This is a genomic window from Methylobacterium sp. J-088, from assembly GCF_022829295.1.
Classification (GTDB): domain Bacteria; phylum Pseudomonadota; class Alphaproteobacteria; order Rhizobiales; family Beijerinckiaceae; genus Methylobacterium.
In genome coordinates this window covers 42,484-60,205 of record NZ_JAKSYH010000260.1, presented here as the reverse complement: position 1 = coordinate 60,205, position 17,722 = coordinate 42,484, and the positions used below count along the sequence as shown (strand labels likewise).

Genomic DNA, 17,722 nt, shown 5'->3' with positions numbered 1-17,722 from the left:
GGATTTTCGGGGAACGATCTTCGCGAGGATGTGTTGATTCTTCAACGCACGAAGGAGTGTCCCATGAAGACCCTGCTTGCCGGCGCCATCCTGGCTGCCTCCCTCGCGAGCGTCGTTCCTGCAGCGGCGCAACGCATCGATATCGGGCCGGACGGCCCCAGCGTGGATTTGCGCTCCCGTGGACAGCGGGAGCGGGATTTCCGGCGGGACGAGTATCGCCGCGACCGCGCCGACGAGGACCGCATGTACCGTCCTCAGCGCTACGACGATGACCGGCCGGTCGTTCGTCGCGGTTATGGCTACTGATCTGCGCCGACCACGACGAAGCCAACGATGATTGAACACGGGAGGGGTCGGTGAAAGCCGGCCCCTTTTCACATGGACGAGCCCAACGACGAGGCTGTCGAGACTTCCCGAGTTGCTGCAGTCCTGTGATTTCGCACTTGCAGCAAAGCGAATCGGCGATTAGGAAGATCACGCATCATATTTCGGGAGAATTTGGCAATGACCCTTCGTGTTCTCAGTGGTTTCGCTGCGGTTGCCTTCGCCGTGTCCAGCCTGTCGGTTCCGGCCGCGCTGGCCAAGCCCGTCAGTGGCGCGAGCGCCGTCAAGATGATCGACACCGACAATGACGGTACGGTGGACATGAAGGAAGTCGAGGCCGTGGCCTCGTCCACCTTCGACCGGCTCGAGAAGGATGCCGACGGCACCCTCGACGCCCGTGAGCTGAAGGGCCGCCTGAGCGCGGCCGGCGTAAAGCGGGCCGATCCGGACAGCGACGGCACCCTCGACAAGAAGGAATACCTGGCCGCGGTCGCCGAGCGCTTCAAGATGGCTGACCCGGACGGCGACGGCACCCTGGACGCCAAGGAGTTGAACTCCAAGGCCGGCAAGGCGCTGACCGCCCTCATCAAGTAAGCCGACCGGGCGACCCGTACGGTCGCCAGAGATCGAGGAAGCCCCCGCGGATCCGTCCGCGGGGGCTTTTCCGCTTCTGGCATCGCCGGGCCGATCGCCGGATCGTGTCGGCGCAATCAACATGGGTCAATGCGGAACGCCCTGAGGTGCCCGAGAAATCCTGCCTGTGCGGCAGGAGGGAACGCGTGATGCACGAGCCTTCGATTCGGGAACCCACAGATTGGCCGCCCGAGTTCTGGGACACACTCGGCGGCACGGTGACCGCCAGGGTCGAACCGGTCATCGGCCGGGGCGACAAGCAGCGCAGCCCGGTGATCGACTATCTGCGGGATCTGGAGGCTGTGGCCCGGCGTCAATGCAGCAGCCGCGACACGGTCCAGATCATTGCCTCAGGGCGGCGGCTGCTCGGCGACTGCAGTGAGATTGGCCCCTCGGACGGTCCCTTCACGCGGACCTAAGGTCAATGCGGCATCGGTTACCCGACCGCGCCGCCCCGCTGCGCCCGGGACCGGAGCCATATGATCACGTCGGCGACCGCCCAGGCCGCGCAGGTCGGCGCCAGCCATTGCTGAAGGTTCGGAAGGGACCATCCGTACAGGAACTCGGCGCCCAGATGCGCCTGGAGGGCATCCCAGCCCGCATGCTTGACGTCGTGCTCGCGCTGTCCGGCCTCCCGGCCGTAACAGTCGGTGGAGACGAGGAGCGCGGCGGTACCCTCCGGCCGCGGCGTGCGCAGCAGAGTCAGGGCGGCCGCCATGCCGGCGGTTTCGAGGATGGCCGTCAGGGCGTGACTGGTTGCGGGGTTCGCGACCATGAAGGCGACGAGCGTACCGAGCATGAGTGGCGCTTACACCAGGGCGGCCGAGGCGTCACCGACCGGGGATGTGGTGCGGCGCGGGCATAACGGAACCGTACGATCAGGAGCGGGTGGGTATGGATGACCCTTACGATCTCGGCCGCTTCGTCGCGGCGCAGGCGGACGTCTACCCGCGCGCCTTGTCGGAACTGGAGGCGGGGCAGAAGCGGAGCCACTGGATGTGGTTCATCTTCCCGCAGATCGCGGGCCTCGGCTCCAGTCCGATGGCCCAGCGTTACGCGATCAGCTCTCTGGACGAGGCGCTGGCCTATCTCGCACACCCGACGCTCGGCGCGCGCCTGCGGGCCTGTACGGCGGCGGTGAACCGGGTGTCCGGGCGCTCGGCGCACGCGATTTTCGGATCCCCCGACGACATGAAGTTCCGCTCCAGCATGACGCTGTTCGGAGTCGCCGCCCCCGGCGAGCCCTGCTTCGCCGAGGCGCTGGCCACCTATTTCGGGGCCGAACCGGACACGCTGACCCTCGCCAGATTGGGGAAACGCTGAGCTTTCAGCGGCCCCAGAGCCCGACGCGCTCGGCGCGCGCCTGCTCCTCGGCACCCAGCAGATCCTGCGGTGCGTCCTCCGCGGCGCGAGCGCCGCCGGCGGCCAGGATCAGCCCGGCCAGATCCTCGCCATCGATCTGGCAGCGCGCGGAGGCGCCGTCGGAGAGTCCGGAGCAGACCACCTCCCGCCGCCGCAGATAGTTCGCGAGTTGGCGGGCCAGATGGCCGCGCTCGCCTTCCACGCCGAGGAGATGCACGACGCGCCCCCGCAACGAGAGGGTCCCGGTGTCGATCACATCCGGGACTCCGCGTACCTCTCCTGTTGCTGCCGAAGTCGGGACCGCAGCCGGAACGGGTGTGGCCCGGGTCGGCTCCGCCCGCTCGGCCGAGGGACGCGGCTTGCCCTTGGCCAGCTTCTCGGCCGCCCGCTGGACGAAGTCGTGGAAGATGCCCGCGGGCATCTCGCCGCCGAACATCCGGTTCATCGGGCTGTCGTCGTCGTTCCCGATCCAAACTCCGACCACGAGGTCCGGCGTCATGCCGACGAACCACGCATCGCGAAAGTCCTGGCTCGTGCCGGTCTTGCCGCCGATGATCTGTCCCGGAACCCGCGCAGCCTTTCCGGTCCCGGATTCGACCACCGCCTGGAGCGAGTCGAGCATCATGGTGCGCGGCTCCTGGGCGAGGCCGGACGTGGGGGTGGGGTCGGTCTGGACGTAGAGCGGCTGCGGCGCCGAACCGCGGATCGCCTGGATGCCGTAGGCCTGGAGCGGGGTGCGGCCTGACAGGACCGAGCCGTAGGCCCGGGTCATCTCCAGCAGGCTCACGGCGCCGGAGCCGAGCACGAGGCTCGGCACGTTGGGCAGGTCGGACTGGATGCCGAGCTTGCGCGCCGTGGCAATGACCGCCGGGATGCCGACCTCCTGGCCGAGCTGGGCCGCAACCGTGTTGATCGACAGCGCGAAGGCGGTCCGCAGCGGCACCGACCCGCGGTAGCGGCCGTCGTCGTTCTCGGGCTCCCAGTCGCCGATCTTCACCGGCCGGTCGACCACGACGGAATCCGGGGTGTAGCCCTGCTCGTAGGCGGTCAGATAGACCAGCAGCTTGAACAGGGAGCCCGGCTGGCGCTTGGCCTGGACGGCGCGGTTGAACTGGCTGTCCTCGTAGTCTCGCCCGCCCACCATGGCGAGGATCGCGCCTTCCTTCGACAACACCACCATGGCGGCCTGCCCGACCTTGCGGCGACGCCCGTCCTTGTCGAGGCGCCGGGCCACGACGCCCTCGGCGAGGCTCTGGAGGTCGAGGTTCAGGGTCGAGCGGACGGTGAGGTCGCCATCCTTTCCGGCCAGCCGCTTCACGTCCCCCGCGATCATGTCGAGGAAGTAGTTGGTGCCCGGTGGGGCCTCCGGGGGCGTCTTCAGTTTCACGCTCTGCCGGCGGGCCGCGTCGGCCGCGGCTTGCGTGATCGCGCCGGTCTCAACCATGGCCTGGAGCACCACGTCGGCCCGCTCCTTGGCACCGCCGAGGTTCCGCGTCGGCGCGAGCTGCGAGGGCGCGCGCACCAGCCCGGCCAGCATGGCGGATTCGGGCAGGTTCAGGGCCTTGGCGGGCTTGCCGAAATAGCGCCGCGCCGCCGCGTCCGCCCCGTAGGCCCCGGCGCCGAAATAGGCCGTGTCGAGGTAGCCGAGCAGGATCTCGTCCTTGCTCATGGTCGATTCGACCCGCAGCGCCAGGATCGCCTCTTGGACCTTGCGCCAGAGCGACTTCTCCTGGTTCAGTGAGGTCAGGCGCGCATATTGCTGCGTGATCGTCGATCCGCCCTCGCGCACGCCGCCGCCCAGGGCATTGCGGTACGCGGCCCGGGCGAGCCCGCGCAGATCGATGCCCCAGTGGCTGTAGAATCGCCGATCCTCGATCGCGATGATTGCCTGGGCGAGGTGTGGCGGCAGGTCGGCGGCGGTGAGCTTCTGCCCGCGGAAGCTGCCCCGGGTGGCGAAGACCCGCCCGTCATCGGCCTCGACCGTGATCGCCCTTTGGCCGCTCTCGACCACGGCTCCGCCCAGCGGCGGGAGGGTGAGGAATGCGGCGAGCAGGTAAAGAAAGAGCGCCACAGCCGGCAGCAGGATTGCGGCCCCGGCGGCGAGTACGATCGGCCGCCGGCGCAGGCGCGCGGCGAGCGGCGATGCGGCGCGGGTATTCGGTGCGGCCGCAATCGGCTCCCGCGATACAGGCTCGGGTCCGGTGCGCTTCCGTCGTTCCAGCAGCTTGCGCAACCGAGCCGCTGCGGCCCGACCCGCGCCAGCGGCACCCAGCCCGCCTGCCACGATCAGGGACCACAGGCTGCGAGTCAGGTCGCCGGCGGCACGGCGGGCTTCCCGGGCTGCCGAGCGGGGATCCGGCGGTCCGGATCCCTGGTCGTGCCCGGCGTTCTGCATTGACGGCCTGTCGACCGGGGCGCTCTCCGGCGCGTCAGGTGTCATCGCGTGCGGATTCCAGGGCCGATCATGCCGGACGAGGATCTATACTAAGCCTCATCGGGCGCCTTGTCCTTTCGTCGCCGCGACGCAGACCATTGGTCGGCTAGATTAACGCCCGGATGGCGGCAGGGGCTGACCCGCAGTGCCGTGCCGACTGCGCAGCTTGAACGCGAGGATCAGGAGCAGCACGCCGAAGGCGAAGCTGTAGCTGCCGATCCACCACGTCAGCACCAGGGCCGAGATGCCCGGCTCGATCAACAGCGCAATTCCGAACAGGATCGAAACGACGCCTCCGAGGATCAGCCACCAGCGCCCGTAATGGAGATGCAGGCGGAACGCCGCCGCGATCATCAGGCCACCGGTCACAAGCGCCCAGCCCGCGAGCAGGAGGACGAAGGCCCAGACAGCCGCCGCGGGTATCAGTACGGCAGCGACGGCCACGACGATGTCGACGATCCCCTCCAGGAGCAGGAAGCCCCAGCGCTCGTGATGCTGCGCGGCCCGGATCGCGCCCAGGATGGCGAAGATGCCGTCGGTCAGCATGTAGGCCGCAAAGAACAAGACGAGGGACAGCACGAACGCGCCCGGTGCAATGAAGGCGAGGGCGCCGAACAGCATCGCGACGACGCCGCGAAGGGCGACGAGCCACCAGTTGCGGGCGAGCGCCGCGCTCATCGCGTCGAGGCGCGCCACGCCGACCAGCGGGATGCCGCTGGGGGAGTTTCCTGTCGGTCCGCGCTGCGGTGCAGTACTGTTGGTCATCGCAAAACTCCGAAACTCCGATGCCGTGAACGGCACAGGTTCCCGGCGCAGAACGCCGCACTGCGGCAAGCGTTCCTGGGTCTCGGCGAACCGTCACGGAACCTTGAGCCGGCCCCGGGCTTGTGCAGGTCGAGGCGGGCGATGTGCAGTGCCCGGTCGCCGCGAGGCGATCGGCCCATCGGGCGACGACTTCCCATGCTTGACGATCAGCGGCAGGCCTCCGACGCCGAGGTGCGCCCGCGGCCGGCCGACGGCCGGACTGGAACCGGCGCCCGCGACGCCGCGGATCGCGATGTCCTGGATCTCGGTGGATCCGAAACGGCGCGCAAGCCCGGCTCCGAAGACGAGGATCCGTCTGTCCAGGCCGATGGCAAGGACGACGGTGGCGCTACGCACGACGACGGGGAAGACGAGGCCGAGGGCGGCCAACGCCCCAACATCCTGCGGCGCCACCCCTTGGCCTTCCTGCTCGGCGGTCTCGCGGTCATTGCCCTGGGCGTGGGAATCTTCTTCTATTGGCTGCTGTACATGCACCCGTACGAGAACACCGACGACGCCTTCGTCGACGCCCGCAGCATCTCGCTCCAGCCCAAGGTCGGCGGCTACCTCGTGGATGTGCCGGTCACCGACAACCAGCACGTCGAGGCTGGCCAGATCCTGTTCCAGATCGACCAGCGCGACTACGAGATCGCCCTCGATCAGGCCAAGGCGCAAATCGAGGCCGATCAGGCCGCGATCAAGAACATCGATGCCCAGATCCAGGCCCAGAACGCCAATATCGACGTCTCGAAGGCGCAGGTCGCCACCGCCGAAGCGGCCCTGAAATTCGCCCAGGAGGATGCAGCCCGCTACAAGGACCTGGCCGAGCGCGGCTCGGGCTCGATCCAGCAATCGCAATCGGCAACCTCGACGCTTCAGCAGCGTCAGGCCTCGGTCCAAAGCGCCAATGCCAGCGTGGTCGCCGCGCAGAAGCAGATTGGCTCGCTGGAGGCTCAGAAGGCCTCGACCCAGGCGCAGCTTGCCCGCGACAAGGCGCAGGTCGAGCAGGCCGAACTCAACCTTGGTTACACCACGGTCCGGTCCGTCCAGTCCGGCCGCGTCGTGCGGCTCACCGGCGGCATCGGGCAGCTCGCCCAGGCCGGCCAGACTCTCGCGACCTTCGTACCCGATGACATCTGGGTCACCGCGAATTTCAAGGAGACTCAGATCAATGACATGCGCCCGGGGCAGCCGGTCGCTCTCGCGATCGATGCGTATCCGGGCCGCACGATCCACGGCACCGTGGCCTCGGTCCAGCCGGGATCCGGCACCGCCTTCAGTTTGCTGCCGGCCCAGAACGCCACCGGCAATTACGTGAAGGTGACGCAGCGCATCCCGGTGAAGATCGTGGTCACAGACTGGCCGAAGGACATCGCGATCGGCCCGGGCATGTCGGTCGTCCCGACCGTCACGGTGCGGTGAGCCCCGTGGCTGGCAAGTCCGCCTCGGGCAAGTCCGCCTCGGGCAAATCGTCCTCCGGCAAGGCGCCGGGCGGCCACAATCCTTGGCTGATCGCGGGCGTCGTGGCGCTCGCGACCTTCATGGAGGTGCTGGACACCACCATCGCCAACGTCGCGCTCCGGTACATCTCGGGCGGCCTTGCGGTCGGGCCCGACGAGGCAGCCTGGGTGGTGACGAGCTACCTCGTAGCCAACGCGATCACGTTGACGGCGTCGAGCTTCCTGGCCAAGCGCTACGGCCGCAAGGCCTTCTTCATGTGGTCGGTGGGGCTGTTCACGATCTCGTCGATCCTGTGCGGCTTCGCCTGGAGCCTGGAATCGCTCCTGTTCTTTCGCGTGCTGCAGGGGCTCGGCGGCGGCGGTATGGCGCCGCTCGCACAGTCGATCCTGGCGGATTCCTTCCCGCCTGAGAAGCGCGGCCAAGCCTTCGCGCTCTACGGCGTCGCCATCGTGGTCGCTCCGGTGATCGGCCCGACGCTCGGAGGCTGGCTGTCCGACAACGCCTCCTGGCATTGGTGCTTCCTGATCAACGGACCCGTCGGCGTGCTCGCCCTCGGGCTGATGTACTGGCTGATCGAGGATAGCGACGCGGCCAAGAAGGAACGCCGCGCCCTGGTGCGCAAGGGCATCCGCTTCGACATCGTGGGCTTCGTGCTGGTTGCCCTGTTCCTCGCGTCCCTGGAGGTGATCCTTGATGAGGGACAGCGGAAGGACTGGTTCGGCACCTCGATGCTGATGAACGTCTCTGGCGTGCTGATGGTGGTCTCGTTCGTCGCCATGATCCCGTGGCTGCTCAACGCGAAGAATCCAGCGGTCGATCTGCGCCTCATCGGCAACCGGCAGTTCGGATCCTGCTTTGTGGTGATGATGTTCACCGGCGCGATCTTGATTTCGACCACCCAGTTCATTCCGCAGATCACGCAGGAATATTACGGTTACACCGCGACTCTCTCTGGCCTCGTCCTCGGCCCCGGCGGCATCGTCACGGTGGTGATGATGTTCCTGACGGGACGCGCCTCGGCTTACGTACAGCCGAAATGGCTCATCGCCGCCGGAATGACCATCGTGGCGCTCGGGATGTACGACCTGACGCGGCTCAACGGCACCACGACCTTCGCCTTCTTCGCGTGGTCACGGGTCTATATCGGTCTCGGCCTGCCGATGGTGTTCCTGTCGATCACCTCGGCTTCCTACGAGGGAATCCGCAAGGATCAGACCGATCAGGCCTCTGCGCTGATCAACGTCGCCCGTAACGTCGGCGGCTCGATGGGCGTCTCGCTCGCCCAAAACATCCTGGCCTATCGGAGCCAGTTCCATCAGAGCCGGCTGGTCGAGAGCGTCAACCCGGCCGCGCCCGCCTATCAGGACACGATGCGGCAGGCGACGCAGTATTTCTCCGAGCACGGCTATGTTGGCGTCGAGGCGCAGAACCAGGCGACTGCCTGGATTGGCAGCGTGCTGAGCACGGAGGTCGCCTACTGGGCGTATATCGACGTGTTCTGGGTGCTCGGGCTGGTAGCCGCCTGCGCGGTGCCGATCGCGCTGAGCTTGAAGAGCGTCAAGCTCGGAGGCGGGGCGCCAGCCGGAGGACATTGAGGCGAGATGACCGTCACACCCCGTCCCGCGGCAGCGCCTCCGTCACCTCGACGCGCCGGGTGGTGTCTGCTTCGCCAGAGGCTTCGGTGGTGGCAACGTCGGTCTGCGCCTCCGCCTTGTCGAGGGCCTCCGCCACCGCCGCGACCCCCTGGTAGCGGTTGAGCCGCCGGTCGATCATGCCGTCGAGCCGGTCGTGCAACTCGGAGACGGTCAGGCTGCGACGCTTGCCGCCGTCCGCCTCGGTGAACAGGCTGCGATTGGCCCGGGCGGCGCTGCGGAAGGCGCGGCCGGCCACCTCGTCGGGCTTCTCGGAGGAGAGCGAGAGGAAGCGCCCGGCGCTGGCCGTGCCGAGGAAATGCGCGAGGTAGAGTTCGGTCGTGGTCAGGGCCCGGCCGACCCGGGCCTCGATCCGCTCGCGATCGCGCTTGATCAGCTCGGCCGCCATCAGGGCCGCGACGCGCGGATCGTTGCGCAGGCCGAGCACCCGCGCCCGCATGGCGCCGGCGACCGTGATCGCGGAGCCCCGGCCCTTCACGGCGGCGGCCTCCTCGGCGAGCCCGTATCGGGCGCCGTAATCGCGGATCATCTCCAGCCACGTCCGGGCGACGAACTGGAACAGACCCTGCGCCGAGGAGGTCGCGGCCTTGGCGTCCGTGTCGAAGCTCGATTCCTTGTCGGCCAGCGCCATCATGTAGACGGGATCGACGCCCGCTTGGTCGGAGGCCTTCACGATCGTGTCGACCACCTTGCGCGGTACGGTGCGCTCGCCGAACCGCACGGTGTCGGAGCCTTGATCCTGCGTCACCCGCGGAAGAGCCGCGAGGTCGTCCTGGATCAGCGCGGTCGTCGCAGGCTCCTGTTCCGGAACCGGCAGACCATTCCACCGGAGCGCGGCATCGGGCGAGGCGTCCTGCTGTTGCGCGTCCAGCGGCAGATCCTGATCGAGCGTCGAGCGCAGGGCCATATCCTGAGCCGAGAGTTCCGGCGCCACGACTTCCGGCGCCGGTACTTGGGCCGCAAGGGCCTGGGCCGCGCGCGGGCTTGTGTCGACCCGGTCGTGGGCCTGGGCGGCAGGCGCGAAATAAGAGGGCGCGAAGGCGGCCTGTGGCAATCCGAACCCGGCCATGAGACCCAGGGCCAGCGTCCCCGAGACCTGACGAAGCCGGTCCCGGCCGGAGCGGCGGCCCGACCGGCACCGTATCCCACGGCCGGCCTGCGGCAGCCACGCCACGGCTTCGGTCTCGAAGCAGCTCGCGTTCGGCACGAGTCGGCTCACGTCGTCGGCGCGCTGCGCCGGCTCCGGGAAAACCCCCATCATTGGTCCTTCTCAGATCGGCCCTTGCGTCGGCCCGGATTCTCGCGGCCGGGCTTCTTTGATCGGCGGCCGTATCGGCGCCGGCCGTGACCAGAATGGGACGACGTCGTGATCCAAGCGTGGCACGGTCAACGAAGGGTTAACCGTGCGCTTTAGGGGCGCCTTAAGGACGCGGACCGCCGCAACCCGCGTTGAAACCGCTCCCGATCCGTCGCGGTTATCGCCAGCGCCAAGGTCTTGTTTTGGCGTGTTGTCTCGCGATGAGAGCGCCGACCGCTCTCGCGAAATGCGTGTCATGAAGGGGCAATGTTGTCGCATTTGGCTTGGAACGCCGCAGCGATGAGCCAGTTAGGTACGACCCCGGGGGGGTGAACTTTCCGTCCCGTGACGGACCCTTCAAGACGCCACCCGCGTCCCCACAAGGACAACTTTTTCCAATGAGCATGCAGTCCGGTCGCCGTGTCGGTGTCGCGTTCGTTGGCATGGGTGGCGCCGTCGCCACCACCGCCATCGCCGGTATCGAAATGATCAAATCCGGTTCGAACCGGCTTGACGGGCTCCCGCTCGCCGGCCTCTCCGTAGCGGGCTTGGCCGATTACAAGGATCTCGTCTTCGGCGGATGGGACCTGAACGGCGACGATCTCGCCACCGCCGCGAGCGGCCACGGCGTCCTCTCGAAGGACGACATCGAGGACGGCGCCGGTGCTCTGAAGGGCATCACGCCTTGGCCGGCGGTCGGCAGTGCCAAGTTCTGCAAGAACATTGACGGCCAGAATCGCATCGTCGCCAAGGACCACCGCGAGGCGGTCTCTGTCATCGCCAACGACCTGCGGCGCTTCCAGAAGGAAAGCAACCTCGACGACGTCGTCGTTGTGAACCTCGCCTCGACAGAGCGCTGGCCCGACCTGAACGACCCGACCCTGAACTCGACTGACGCCTTCGAGAAGGGCCTGGATTCGAGTGACGAGGCGATCTCGCCCGCAATGCTCTACGCCTACGCGGCGATCAAGAGCGGTATCCCGTACGCCAACTTCACCCCGAGCGTGGCCGCCGATGTTCCGGCGCTCCTCGAACTCGCCAAGGAGCTGAACGTGCCGGTCGCCGGCAAGGACGGCAAGACCGGCCAGACCATGATGAAGACCGTGCTGGCCCCCGCTTTCAAGGCCCGCGCGCTGCACGTCGACGGCTGGTTCTCGACCAACATCCTCGGCAATCGCGACGGCCTCGCGCTGAACGATCCGAACTCGCTCCAGTCGAAGCTGAACACCAAAGGCACCGTGCTCGACTCGATCCTCGGCTACCCGGTCGAGGACCACCTCGTGCATATCCACTACTACCGCCCGCGCGGCGACGACAAGGAAGCCTGGGACAACATCGACGTCACCGGCTTCATGGGTCAGCGGATGCAGGTGAAGGTCAACTTCCTCTGCAAGGACTCGATTCTGGCGGCGCCTTTGGTGATCGAGATCGCTCGCGTGCTCGACCTTGCCCACACGCGCGGCGATGGTGGTGTGCAGGAACAGCTCTCCACCTTCTTTAAGGCCCCGATGGTCAAGAACGGCCGTGGGCCGGAGCACGCCTTCGGCAAGCAGGAGAAGATGCTGCACGATTGGCTCGGCGTTCACTGAACGAGGCTGCCGCACCGCCCTGTACGCTCCTCCTCCATGTGGGGGAGGAGCTGAAGGTGGGGGTGGTTCAGGACTGAATGCGGCGGTTCCGTCTGCACCACTCTTGACCCTTTTCCAGACGGGGAGGGGACCTGTGCCTCGGCCTTGAAAGGTTGGCGAACAGGGAAGGGCTTCATGGAGTCCGATGAAGGCTTCGCCCGAACTGCTGCCCGCTGTCTGAAAGAGCTTATGACCAGCGAGAACCCAGGATCCCAATCCGGCACCGCCGCACCGGAGGCACTCCGCGACCTTCTGGTCGAGATGAACGACCTCAAGCGCGTGCGTTCCGCGGGCCGTACCGGTTCGATCGCGGAGCGGCTCTTCGCGCAGGGGTGGGGGCGTCTCACCGGTGGAGCCTCGCCCGACGACGTCGCCCTCGACATCACCGCTACGACGCTTGCGGCCACGCGTCTCTGCGATCTCGACGCGGCCTTCCTGACCGCGGCCGGCCTGTCGGAAGAGGCGGCGTCCGCGGTGCTGATCGCAGGCTTCGACGCCGTGACCGGCGAACTCGATCCGGATCTGAGGGCACGCCTGCGGGCGCGGCTCGCTCCGCGTCCGGCAGCCGCGTTCGGTTCCCTCCCAGGCTTCGTCGCCGCCCTGGCGCAGCAGCCACGGGCCGGCGTCACCTGCCCGGGTCGTGCCCGCATCCTGCTGGAGCCGCCGGAGAACCACGCCGAGCATTGTCTGATCGTGGCGGCCTACGGCGTGTGCCTCAGCCCGTTCTACCGGGCCGATCCCGGCACCGTGTTCCTGGCCGCCATGGCCCACCATTTTCACAACGCCGCCATGCCGGATGCGGGCTTCACCGGCGAGATGCTGCTCGGCGACCATCTCGGGCCGATCATGGCCACCACCACGGTCTGGGCGCTCGCCGAACTCGACGAGCCCCTTCGGACCCAGGTCGAGCGCGCCCGCGCGGTGCTGCCGGACGATGCCACCGGGGAGGGGCGTGCCTTCCATGCAGCGGACTGCATCGACCGGGTGCTCCAGATCGCCCAGCACCTGCGCGGTGCCTCGACCACCATGGGGATGGTGCTCGACGAGTGGGAGCTGGTCCATGCCGGACCCGTGAAGGGCTTCCACGATCGCGTCCTCGCCGACATGCGCATTCCTTGATCGCACCTGCCTTGATCGCACCTGTTGCCTTGATCGCCGGACCCGGTGGCCCATCTGCCCGGTCGGTCCCGAGAGCCATGATCCCGTTCGAACTTACCTCGCCGCAGACCGGCAACCCACTGAAGGCCGACGGCCCGCACGCCCTGCGGGACGCCGGGACGGGTGCGCGTTGGCCCGTGATCGACGGGATCCCGTATCTGCGGGTGAACCGCGAGGCGCTGGTCGAGCGGGTCTTGGTCCATGTCGACGCGGGCGAGGCCGACGAAGCGCTGGCCGCCCTGCTGGTCGATCAGGACGATTGGTGGAACGGCCCGCCTGCCGACCCCGCGGGGATCATCCAGCTCATCAAGGATCGGCGCACGGCCACCCTGCGCGATGCCGTTCACCGTCTCGGCTGGGGCCGCGTCGGCGATTATTTCCTGCACCGCTGGAGCGATCCGACCTTCCTGGCCGGTCTGTCGCTGCTGGAGGCGCACTGGAACGAACCCGTCTGCGTCTTCGAATTCGCCTGCGGAATCGGCCACTACCTGCGCGAGCTGCAGCGGCGCGGTTGCAAGGTCTCGGGGGCCGACGTGGTCTTCGCCAAGCTGTGGGTCGCGCGCCACTGGGTCGTGGGCGAGAAGGCGCAGCTCGTCTGCTTCGACGCGGGCTCGGCCCATTGGCCGATCCCGGGTGCGCCGGTCGATCTCGTGGCCTGCAACGATGCCTTCTACTTCCTCGACGACAAGGCGGCCCTGCTCGAATGTCTGCGCCAGAACGCCGGAGACGACGGCTGGTTGGCGCTGAGCCACATCCACAACCGCGACTGCCCCGGCTTCTCGGCCGGACGGGCGGTGACGGCCGAGGAGATCGCGGAGCTCTTCCCCGACGCCCTCGTGTATGACGATGCGGAGCTGACCCGGGCGCTCGTCGAGGTCCGGGCACCGGCGCCGCGAGAGCCCACCGCCCTGCGAACCTGTGAGGCCTTCTCGGTGGTGTGCGGACCCGGGATGCGTCCGGCGCCCCGCGCTTTGGTCGACGGCCTCACCCTGCCGAAGCCCGGCACCGTGCTGCGTCTGAATCCGCTCTACGCGCTCGAGGGTGATGACTACGTCATCCGCTGGCCGTCGGAGCGCTACGAGGCGGAATACGCCCCCCGCGCCACCTATCCGCTGCACTCGGCCGGCCCAGAGCACCTGACGTTCGAGGGCTCCCTCGATACGCCGGAAACGCAGCGCGTCCGCGTCCGCGAGTTCGTCGACTTGCCGGAGCGCTGGTGATGGACGGGGTGGGTTGGGGCATCGTCGGCTACGGCTGGGTCGCCCGCGACTATATGGAGCCCGGCATCCGGGCCGCCGGCCATCGTCTCGTCGCGGTCTGTGATCCGGATCCGACCAGTCGCGCGGCGGCTGAACAGGCGGGCGCCCGAGGGCATGCCGACCTCGCCAGCCTGATCGCCGAGCCCGAGGTCGAGGCGGTCTACGTGGCGACGCCGAACCATCTGCACCGCGGCGCCGTCGAGGCGCTGGCCGCCGCCGGCAAAGCGGTGTTGTGCGAGAAGCCCATGGCCGCCACCCTCGCTGACGCGGAGGCCATCGCGCAGGCGGTCGAATCCCAAAAAATCTTCTACGGAACCGCCTTCGACCAGCGGCACCACCCGGCACACCGGATGATCCGTGCCCAGGTCGAGGCCGGGCGGCTCGGCACGGTGACGGCCGTGCGGATCGTCTACGCCTGCTGGCTCGGACGCGATTGGTCGGAGGCCGGTCAGCCGAACTGGCGGATCGACGCCGCCCAGGCCGGGGGCGGCGCGCTGATGGACCTCGCGCCGCACGGGATCGATCTCGTGGATTTCCTTACGGGTGAGCCGATCACCACCATCACGGCCCTGACCCAGATCAAGGCCCAGGATTACGCGGTCGATGACGGTGCCCTGCTGATCGGGCAGACCGCGGGCGGTGCGCTGGCGAGCCTGCACGTCGCCTACAATTGCCCCAACGCGCTGCCCCGCCGCCGCCTGGAGGTGGTCGGCACGAAGGGGATGCTCGTGGCCGAGAACACGATGGGCCAGACCGCCGGCGGCTCGCTGACCTTTATCGACGGCACCAGCGGCCGCGCGGAGCCAATGGTGTTCGACACCGACAGCTCGCCCTTCACCGAGCAGGTGCGCGCGTTCGGCTCGGCCCTGCGCCGGCCCGAGGAACGGGCCGCGTACGCGGCGTCCCGCGACCTTCACACGATGCGGCTCGTCGCCCGCGCCTACGGGCAGGGGTAGCGACGGACGAGACACTCACGGAACCAACACCGGCATCTCCCACCCACACCCTCATCCTGAGGTGCCGGAGCACAGCGGAGGCCTCGAAGGAGGGCTCCAGCCGGCCACGCGATCCCTGGAGCCCTCCTTCGAGGCCCGCCTCGCGGGCACCTCAGGATGAGGATGTGTGTTTGGATTAGGCATCGGCATCGGCGGGTCGAGGAAGACGGAAACACGACGTGAGCAACCCAGACGCCTTCCACGATCAGGACGACCGCGCCCGCCACGAGCGGATCAGGGCACCGCGCCCTTACCGCTTCGGCGCCAAGCGCCAGATCGAGGGCCTGCCCGCGTCGCTGCCCGATCCGGTCAAGGCTTATCTCGACGTCCTGCCGGAGGGCCGCATCGTCGGCTTCCCGCTGGCGCCGCTCGATCGCACCGGCATCCCGGTCTGGTTCGTAGCTCTGTTCCTCGACGACCCGTACTTCGTCGGCGCCATGCCGTCCGGGATCGGCTACGGCGCCACTGACGACGAGGCTCTGATCGGCGCCGTCGCCGAGATCGCCGAGAACCTGATGCCGTCGCTGGCCGTGCTGCCGCGGGCCAAGGAGCGGTCGAGCTACACCGACCTCGCCCGTGTCTACGGCGAAAAATCCGTCGCCGACCCGCTGACGCTCTGCCTGCCCGCCGGCTCGCCGGTGGACCGCGACACGGTGCTCGAATGGACGCCCAGCGTCCGGCACGCCACGGGCGAGATCGTGCTGATGCCGCTCGACATCGCGGCCACCGATTATTTCGAGCTGTCGGAGGGCTACAAGCCCTTCACCAACCTGATCACCAACGGCCTCGGTGCCGGGCCGGACGTGCCCTTCGCCCTCGGCCACGGCGTGCTGGAGTTGCTCCAGCGGGACGGCAACGGCCTACTGTTCCGGGCGCTGGACCAGGGCGTGATGCTCGATCTGGACGGCATCGGGCCGGAGAACGCCGCGATGCTGGCGCGGCTGAAGGACCTCGGCATCCGGGCGCTGCCGAAATTCGCCACCGATCAGTTCGGCCTGACCAACCTCTACGTCGTCGGCTACGACGAGGACCCCGCGCGCACGCCGGCGCCGATCGCCCTCTCGGCCTGCGGCGAGGCCTGCGATCCGGACCGGGACAGGGCTTTGCGCAAGGCGCTGCTGGAATTCCAGGCCGCGCGGGTGCGCAAGACCTTCGGGCACGGCCCCCTCGACATGGCCGCCACCGTGACCCCGCCGGGCTACATCGATGCGTTCATCCAGAAGGCGCTGCCGAGCCTGGACCTTGAGGAGAGCCGTGCCCTCCAGGCGATGCTCGAATGGATCGAGCTGCCGGCTGCCGACCTGCGCACCGTGCTCGCCGACACCGTCTATTCCGAGCGGAGCACCAAGCGCTTCTCGGAGCTGCCCTCCACCCCGGCGGCCGACGGCCATGCGCGCGGCAAGATCGCCTGCGACCGGCTGCTGGAGGCCGGGTTCGACGTGCTCTACGTCGAGTGCTCGCCCCCCGGCGGCGGGGTCGGTGTGGTCAAGGCGATCGTGCCGGGGCTCGAGGTCGAAACCATGAGCTACTACCGGATCGGCGCGCGCAATACCCAGAAGCTGATCGACCGCGACCATCCGCTGATCCGGTTCGGAACCGAGAGCGAGACCCTTCGGCCGGTGCGCCTCTCCCCGGAAGCCCTGGAACGCTTCGGCGGCCAGCCGCTGTTCGACACCGCCCTGGCCGAGCGGATCGTCGGGCGGCATTATCCGCTCTATCGCGAGCCGGAATCGCACCACGCGCCGTTCCGTCTCACTCAGCGGAAGGGGAGGGCGGCGTGACGCTCCGGTTCGCCTACAACACCAACGGCGCGGCCAACCACCGCCTCGACGACGCGCTCCACCTGATCAAGGCCGCGGGCTACGACGGCGTGGCACTGACCCTCGATATCCACCACCTCGACCCGTTCTCCGATACCTGGGCAGCGGAGGCGGGCCGCGTGGCCAGCCTGCTGGAGAAGCTGGAGCTGACCTGCGTCATCGAGACCGGCGCCCGCTTCCTCCTCGACCCGAACGCCAAGCATGAGCCGACTTTGGTCACCGCCGACGCCGCGGGCCGCGCCCGCCGGGTTGGGTTCCTCAAGCGGGCGATCGAGATCGGCGCGATGCTGTCCGCCGAGGCGGTGTCGTTCTGGGCCGGCGTGCCGAAGCCCGGGGTCGATCACGACGAGGCGCTGCGCTGGCTGGTCGAGGGGCTGCACGACGTTGCGGGCTTCGCCGCCGAGGCCGGGGTCGTGCCCTGCCTGGAGCCCGAGCCCGGCATGCTGATCGAGACGCTCGACGACTACGCCGCCCTCGACGTGCCGGGGCTGAAGCTCGCCCTCGATACCGGGCACTGCCTCGTGACGGGCGAGCGGGAGCCGGCAGCGGCCGTGCGGGAATTTGCCGACCGGATCGGTACGGTGGCGATCGAAGATATGAAGCGCGGCAGCCACATCCACCTGCCCTTCGGCGAGGGCGACATGGACGTACCCGGGGTGCTGGAGGCGCTGGAAGAAATCGGCTTCGGCAAGCTGATCTGCGTCGAGCTGTCCCGCGAGAGCCACCGGGCCGACGTGATGATCCCGCAGGCGCTGGACTATCTCCGCGGCTGCCGCCGCCCGGGGCCGGTCCTCGCCAGCGGGCAGGAGACGCGGCGGCAATGGCAGTGAGGGTTGCGGTTCCCGTCGGTGGCACGCAAGCCATGGTCCTAGCATGGCGCGGGTCCCGGCTCCCG

At 68.4% G+C, this 17,722-nt stretch carries 16 protein-coding genes; 12 read left to right on the top strand and 4 right to left on the bottom strand.

Features of this window, described 5'->3' with window-relative positions:
• Positions 1–63 precede the first annotated feature (63 nt).
• From MKK63_RS28370 to MKK63_RS28360, 3 genes are all read left to right on the top strand, one after another.
• Entirely contained in the window at positions 64–306 is a 243-nt protein-coding gene (locus tag MKK63_RS28370) for a hypothetical protein (protein WP_244007419.1), read from the top strand.
• A 198-nt stretch (positions 307–504) separates the two neighbouring features.
• Positions 505–918 carry an EF-hand domain-containing protein gene (locus MKK63_RS28365; RefSeq protein ID WP_244007521.1) on the top strand — a complete coding sequence of 138 codons (414 nt, stop codon included), beginning with the start codon at positions 505–507 and terminating at the stop codon, positions 916–918.
• A gap of 188 nt (positions 919–1,106) precedes the next feature.
• The gene (locus MKK63_RS28360) at positions 1,107–1,376 is read left to right on the top strand and encodes a hypothetical protein (protein WP_244007519.1); all 270 of its coding nucleotides are present in this window, start codon (positions 1,107–1,109) and stop codon (positions 1,374–1,376) included.
• Positions 1,377–1,393: 17 nt separating this feature from the next.
• Here MKK63_RS28360 and MKK63_RS28355 read toward each other — a convergent pair whose 3' ends face one another.
• A complete protein-coding gene (locus MKK63_RS28355; protein WP_244007417.1) occupies positions 1,394–1,756 on the bottom strand; it encodes a hypothetical protein in 363 nt (120 codons plus the stop codon).
• Between the two features lie 95 nt (positions 1,757–1,851).
• Between MKK63_RS28355 and MKK63_RS28350 the strand changes: the two genes are divergently transcribed.
• Complete coding sequence (locus tag MKK63_RS28350) at positions 1,852–2,280, top strand: DUF1810 domain-containing protein (RefSeq protein ID WP_244007415.1); 429 nt, start codon at positions 1,852–1,854, stop codon at positions 2,278–2,280.
• Positions 2,281–2,284: 4 nt separating this feature from the next.
• Here MKK63_RS28350 and MKK63_RS28345 read toward each other — a convergent pair whose 3' ends face one another.
• Entirely contained in the window at positions 2,285–4,714 is a 2,430-nt protein-coding gene (locus tag MKK63_RS28345) for a PBP1A family penicillin-binding protein (RefSeq protein ID WP_409564570.1), read from the bottom strand.
• Between the two features lie 150 nt (positions 4,715–4,864).
• Positions 4,865–5,518, bottom strand: coding sequence for an HdeD family acid-resistance protein (locus MKK63_RS28340; RefSeq protein WP_244007412.1), 654 nt, complete (start codon positions 5,516–5,518; stop codon positions 4,865–4,867).
• Between the two features lie 195 nt (positions 5,519–5,713).
• Here MKK63_RS28340 and MKK63_RS28335 point away from each other — a divergent pair, with 195 nt between their 5' ends.
• Both MKK63_RS28335 and MKK63_RS28330 read left to right on the top strand, forming a co-directional pair.
• Positions 5,714–6,979 (top strand): HlyD family secretion protein, encoded by a 1,266-nt coding sequence (locus tag MKK63_RS28335; protein ID WP_244007410.1) that lies wholly within the window; start codon positions 5,714–5,716, stop codon positions 6,977–6,979.
• Positions 6,980–6,984: 5 nt separating this feature from the next.
• Entirely contained in the window at positions 6,985–8,613 is a 1,629-nt protein-coding gene (locus tag MKK63_RS28330; RefSeq protein WP_244007408.1) for a DHA2 family efflux MFS transporter permease subunit, read from the top strand.
• A 13-nt stretch (positions 8,614–8,626) separates the two neighbouring features.
• On the opposite strand, the gene MKK63_RS28325 is transcribed toward MKK63_RS28330, so the two are convergent.
• Positions 8,627–9,928, bottom strand: coding sequence for a transglycosylase SLT domain-containing protein (locus MKK63_RS28325; RefSeq protein WP_244007517.1), 1,302 nt, complete (start codon positions 9,926–9,928; stop codon positions 8,627–8,629).
• A 437-nt stretch (positions 9,929–10,365) separates the two neighbouring features.
• On the opposite strand from MKK63_RS28325, the gene MKK63_RS28320 reads away from it, so the two are divergent.
• From MKK63_RS28320 to MKK63_RS28295, 6 genes are all read left to right on the top strand, one after another.
• A complete protein-coding gene (locus MKK63_RS28320; RefSeq protein ID WP_244007406.1) occupies positions 10,366–11,556 on the top strand; it encodes an inositol-3-phosphate synthase in 1,191 nt (396 codons plus the stop codon).
• 228 nt (positions 11,557–11,784) lie between these two features.
• Positions 11,785–12,714: a hypothetical protein gene (locus MKK63_RS28315; RefSeq protein WP_244007404.1), complete on the top strand. Its 930-nt coding sequence runs from the start codon at positions 11,785–11,787 to the stop codon at positions 12,712–12,714.
• Between the two features lie 77 nt (positions 12,715–12,791).
• Positions 12,792–13,973 (top strand): class I SAM-dependent methyltransferase, encoded by a 1,182-nt coding sequence (locus tag MKK63_RS28310; RefSeq protein ID WP_244007402.1) that lies wholly within the window; start codon positions 12,792–12,794, stop codon positions 13,971–13,973.
• The gene (locus MKK63_RS28305) at positions 13,973–14,968 is read left to right on the top strand and encodes a Gfo/Idh/MocA family protein (RefSeq protein WP_244007400.1); all 996 of its coding nucleotides are present in this window, start codon (positions 13,973–13,975) and stop codon (positions 14,966–14,968) included. Before MKK63_RS28310 ends, MKK63_RS28305 begins: the two co-directional genes overlap by 1 nt.
• Positions 14,969–15,186: 218 nt before the next feature.
• Positions 15,187–16,788, top strand: a complete 1,602-nt coding sequence (locus tag MKK63_RS28300) for a YcaO-like family protein (protein ID WP_244007398.1) — start codon at positions 15,187–15,189, stop codon at positions 16,786–16,788.
• Positions 16,785–17,657, top strand: a complete 873-nt coding sequence (locus tag MKK63_RS28295) for a sugar phosphate isomerase/epimerase family protein (RefSeq protein ID WP_244007396.1) — start codon at positions 16,785–16,787, stop codon at positions 17,655–17,657. The genes MKK63_RS28300 and MKK63_RS28295 overlap by 4 nt, the downstream gene beginning before the upstream one ends.
• Positions 17,658–17,722 lie beyond the last annotated feature (65 nt).

Excerpts from the sequence above, each read along its gene's own strand:
- MKK63_RS28310 (WP_244007402.1), top strand. The coding sequence starts at position 12,792 with ATGATCCCGTTCGAACTTACCTCGCCGCAGACCGGCAACCCACTGAAG.
- MKK63_RS28370 (WP_244007419.1), top strand. The coding sequence starts at position 64 with ATGAAGACCCTGCTTGCCGGCGCCATCCTGGCTGCCTCCCTCGCGAGC.
- MKK63_RS28325 (WP_244007517.1), bottom strand. The coding sequence starts at position 9,928 with ATGGGGGTTTTCCCGGAGCCGGCGCAGCGCGCCGACGACGTGAGCCGA.
- MKK63_RS28350 (WP_244007415.1), top strand. The coding sequence starts at position 1,852 with ATGGATGACCCTTACGATCTCGGCCGCTTCGTCGCGGCGCAGGCGGAC.
- MKK63_RS28365 (WP_244007521.1), top strand. The coding sequence starts at position 505 with ATGACCCTTCGTGTTCTCAGTGGTTTCGCTGCGGTTGCCTTCGCCGTG.
- MKK63_RS28305 (WP_244007400.1), top strand. The coding sequence starts at position 13,973 with ATGGACGGGGTGGGTTGGGGCATCGTCGGCTACGGCTGGGTCGCCCGC.
- MKK63_RS28335 (WP_244007410.1), top strand. The coding sequence starts at position 5,714 with ATGCTTGACGATCAGCGGCAGGCCTCCGACGCCGAGGTGCGCCCGCGG.
- MKK63_RS28360 (WP_244007519.1), top strand. The coding sequence starts at position 1,107 with ATGCACGAGCCTTCGATTCGGGAACCCACAGATTGGCCGCCCGAGTTC.
- MKK63_RS28345 (WP_409564570.1), bottom strand. The coding sequence starts at position 4,714 with ATGCAGAACGCCGGGCACGACCAGGGATCCGGACCGCCGGATCCCCGC.
- MKK63_RS28320 (WP_244007406.1), top strand. The coding sequence starts at position 10,366 with ATGAGCATGCAGTCCGGTCGCCGTGTCGGTGTCGCGTTCGTTGGCATG.
- MKK63_RS28340 (WP_244007412.1), bottom strand. The coding sequence starts at position 5,518 with ATGACCAACAGTACTGCACCGCAGCGCGGACCGACAGGAAACTCCCCC.
- MKK63_RS28315 (WP_244007404.1), top strand. The coding sequence starts at position 11,785 with ATGACCAGCGAGAACCCAGGATCCCAATCCGGCACCGCCGCACCGGAG.
- MKK63_RS28355 (WP_244007417.1), bottom strand. The coding sequence starts at position 1,756 with ATGCTCGGTACGCTCGTCGCCTTCATGGTCGCGAACCCCGCAACCAGT.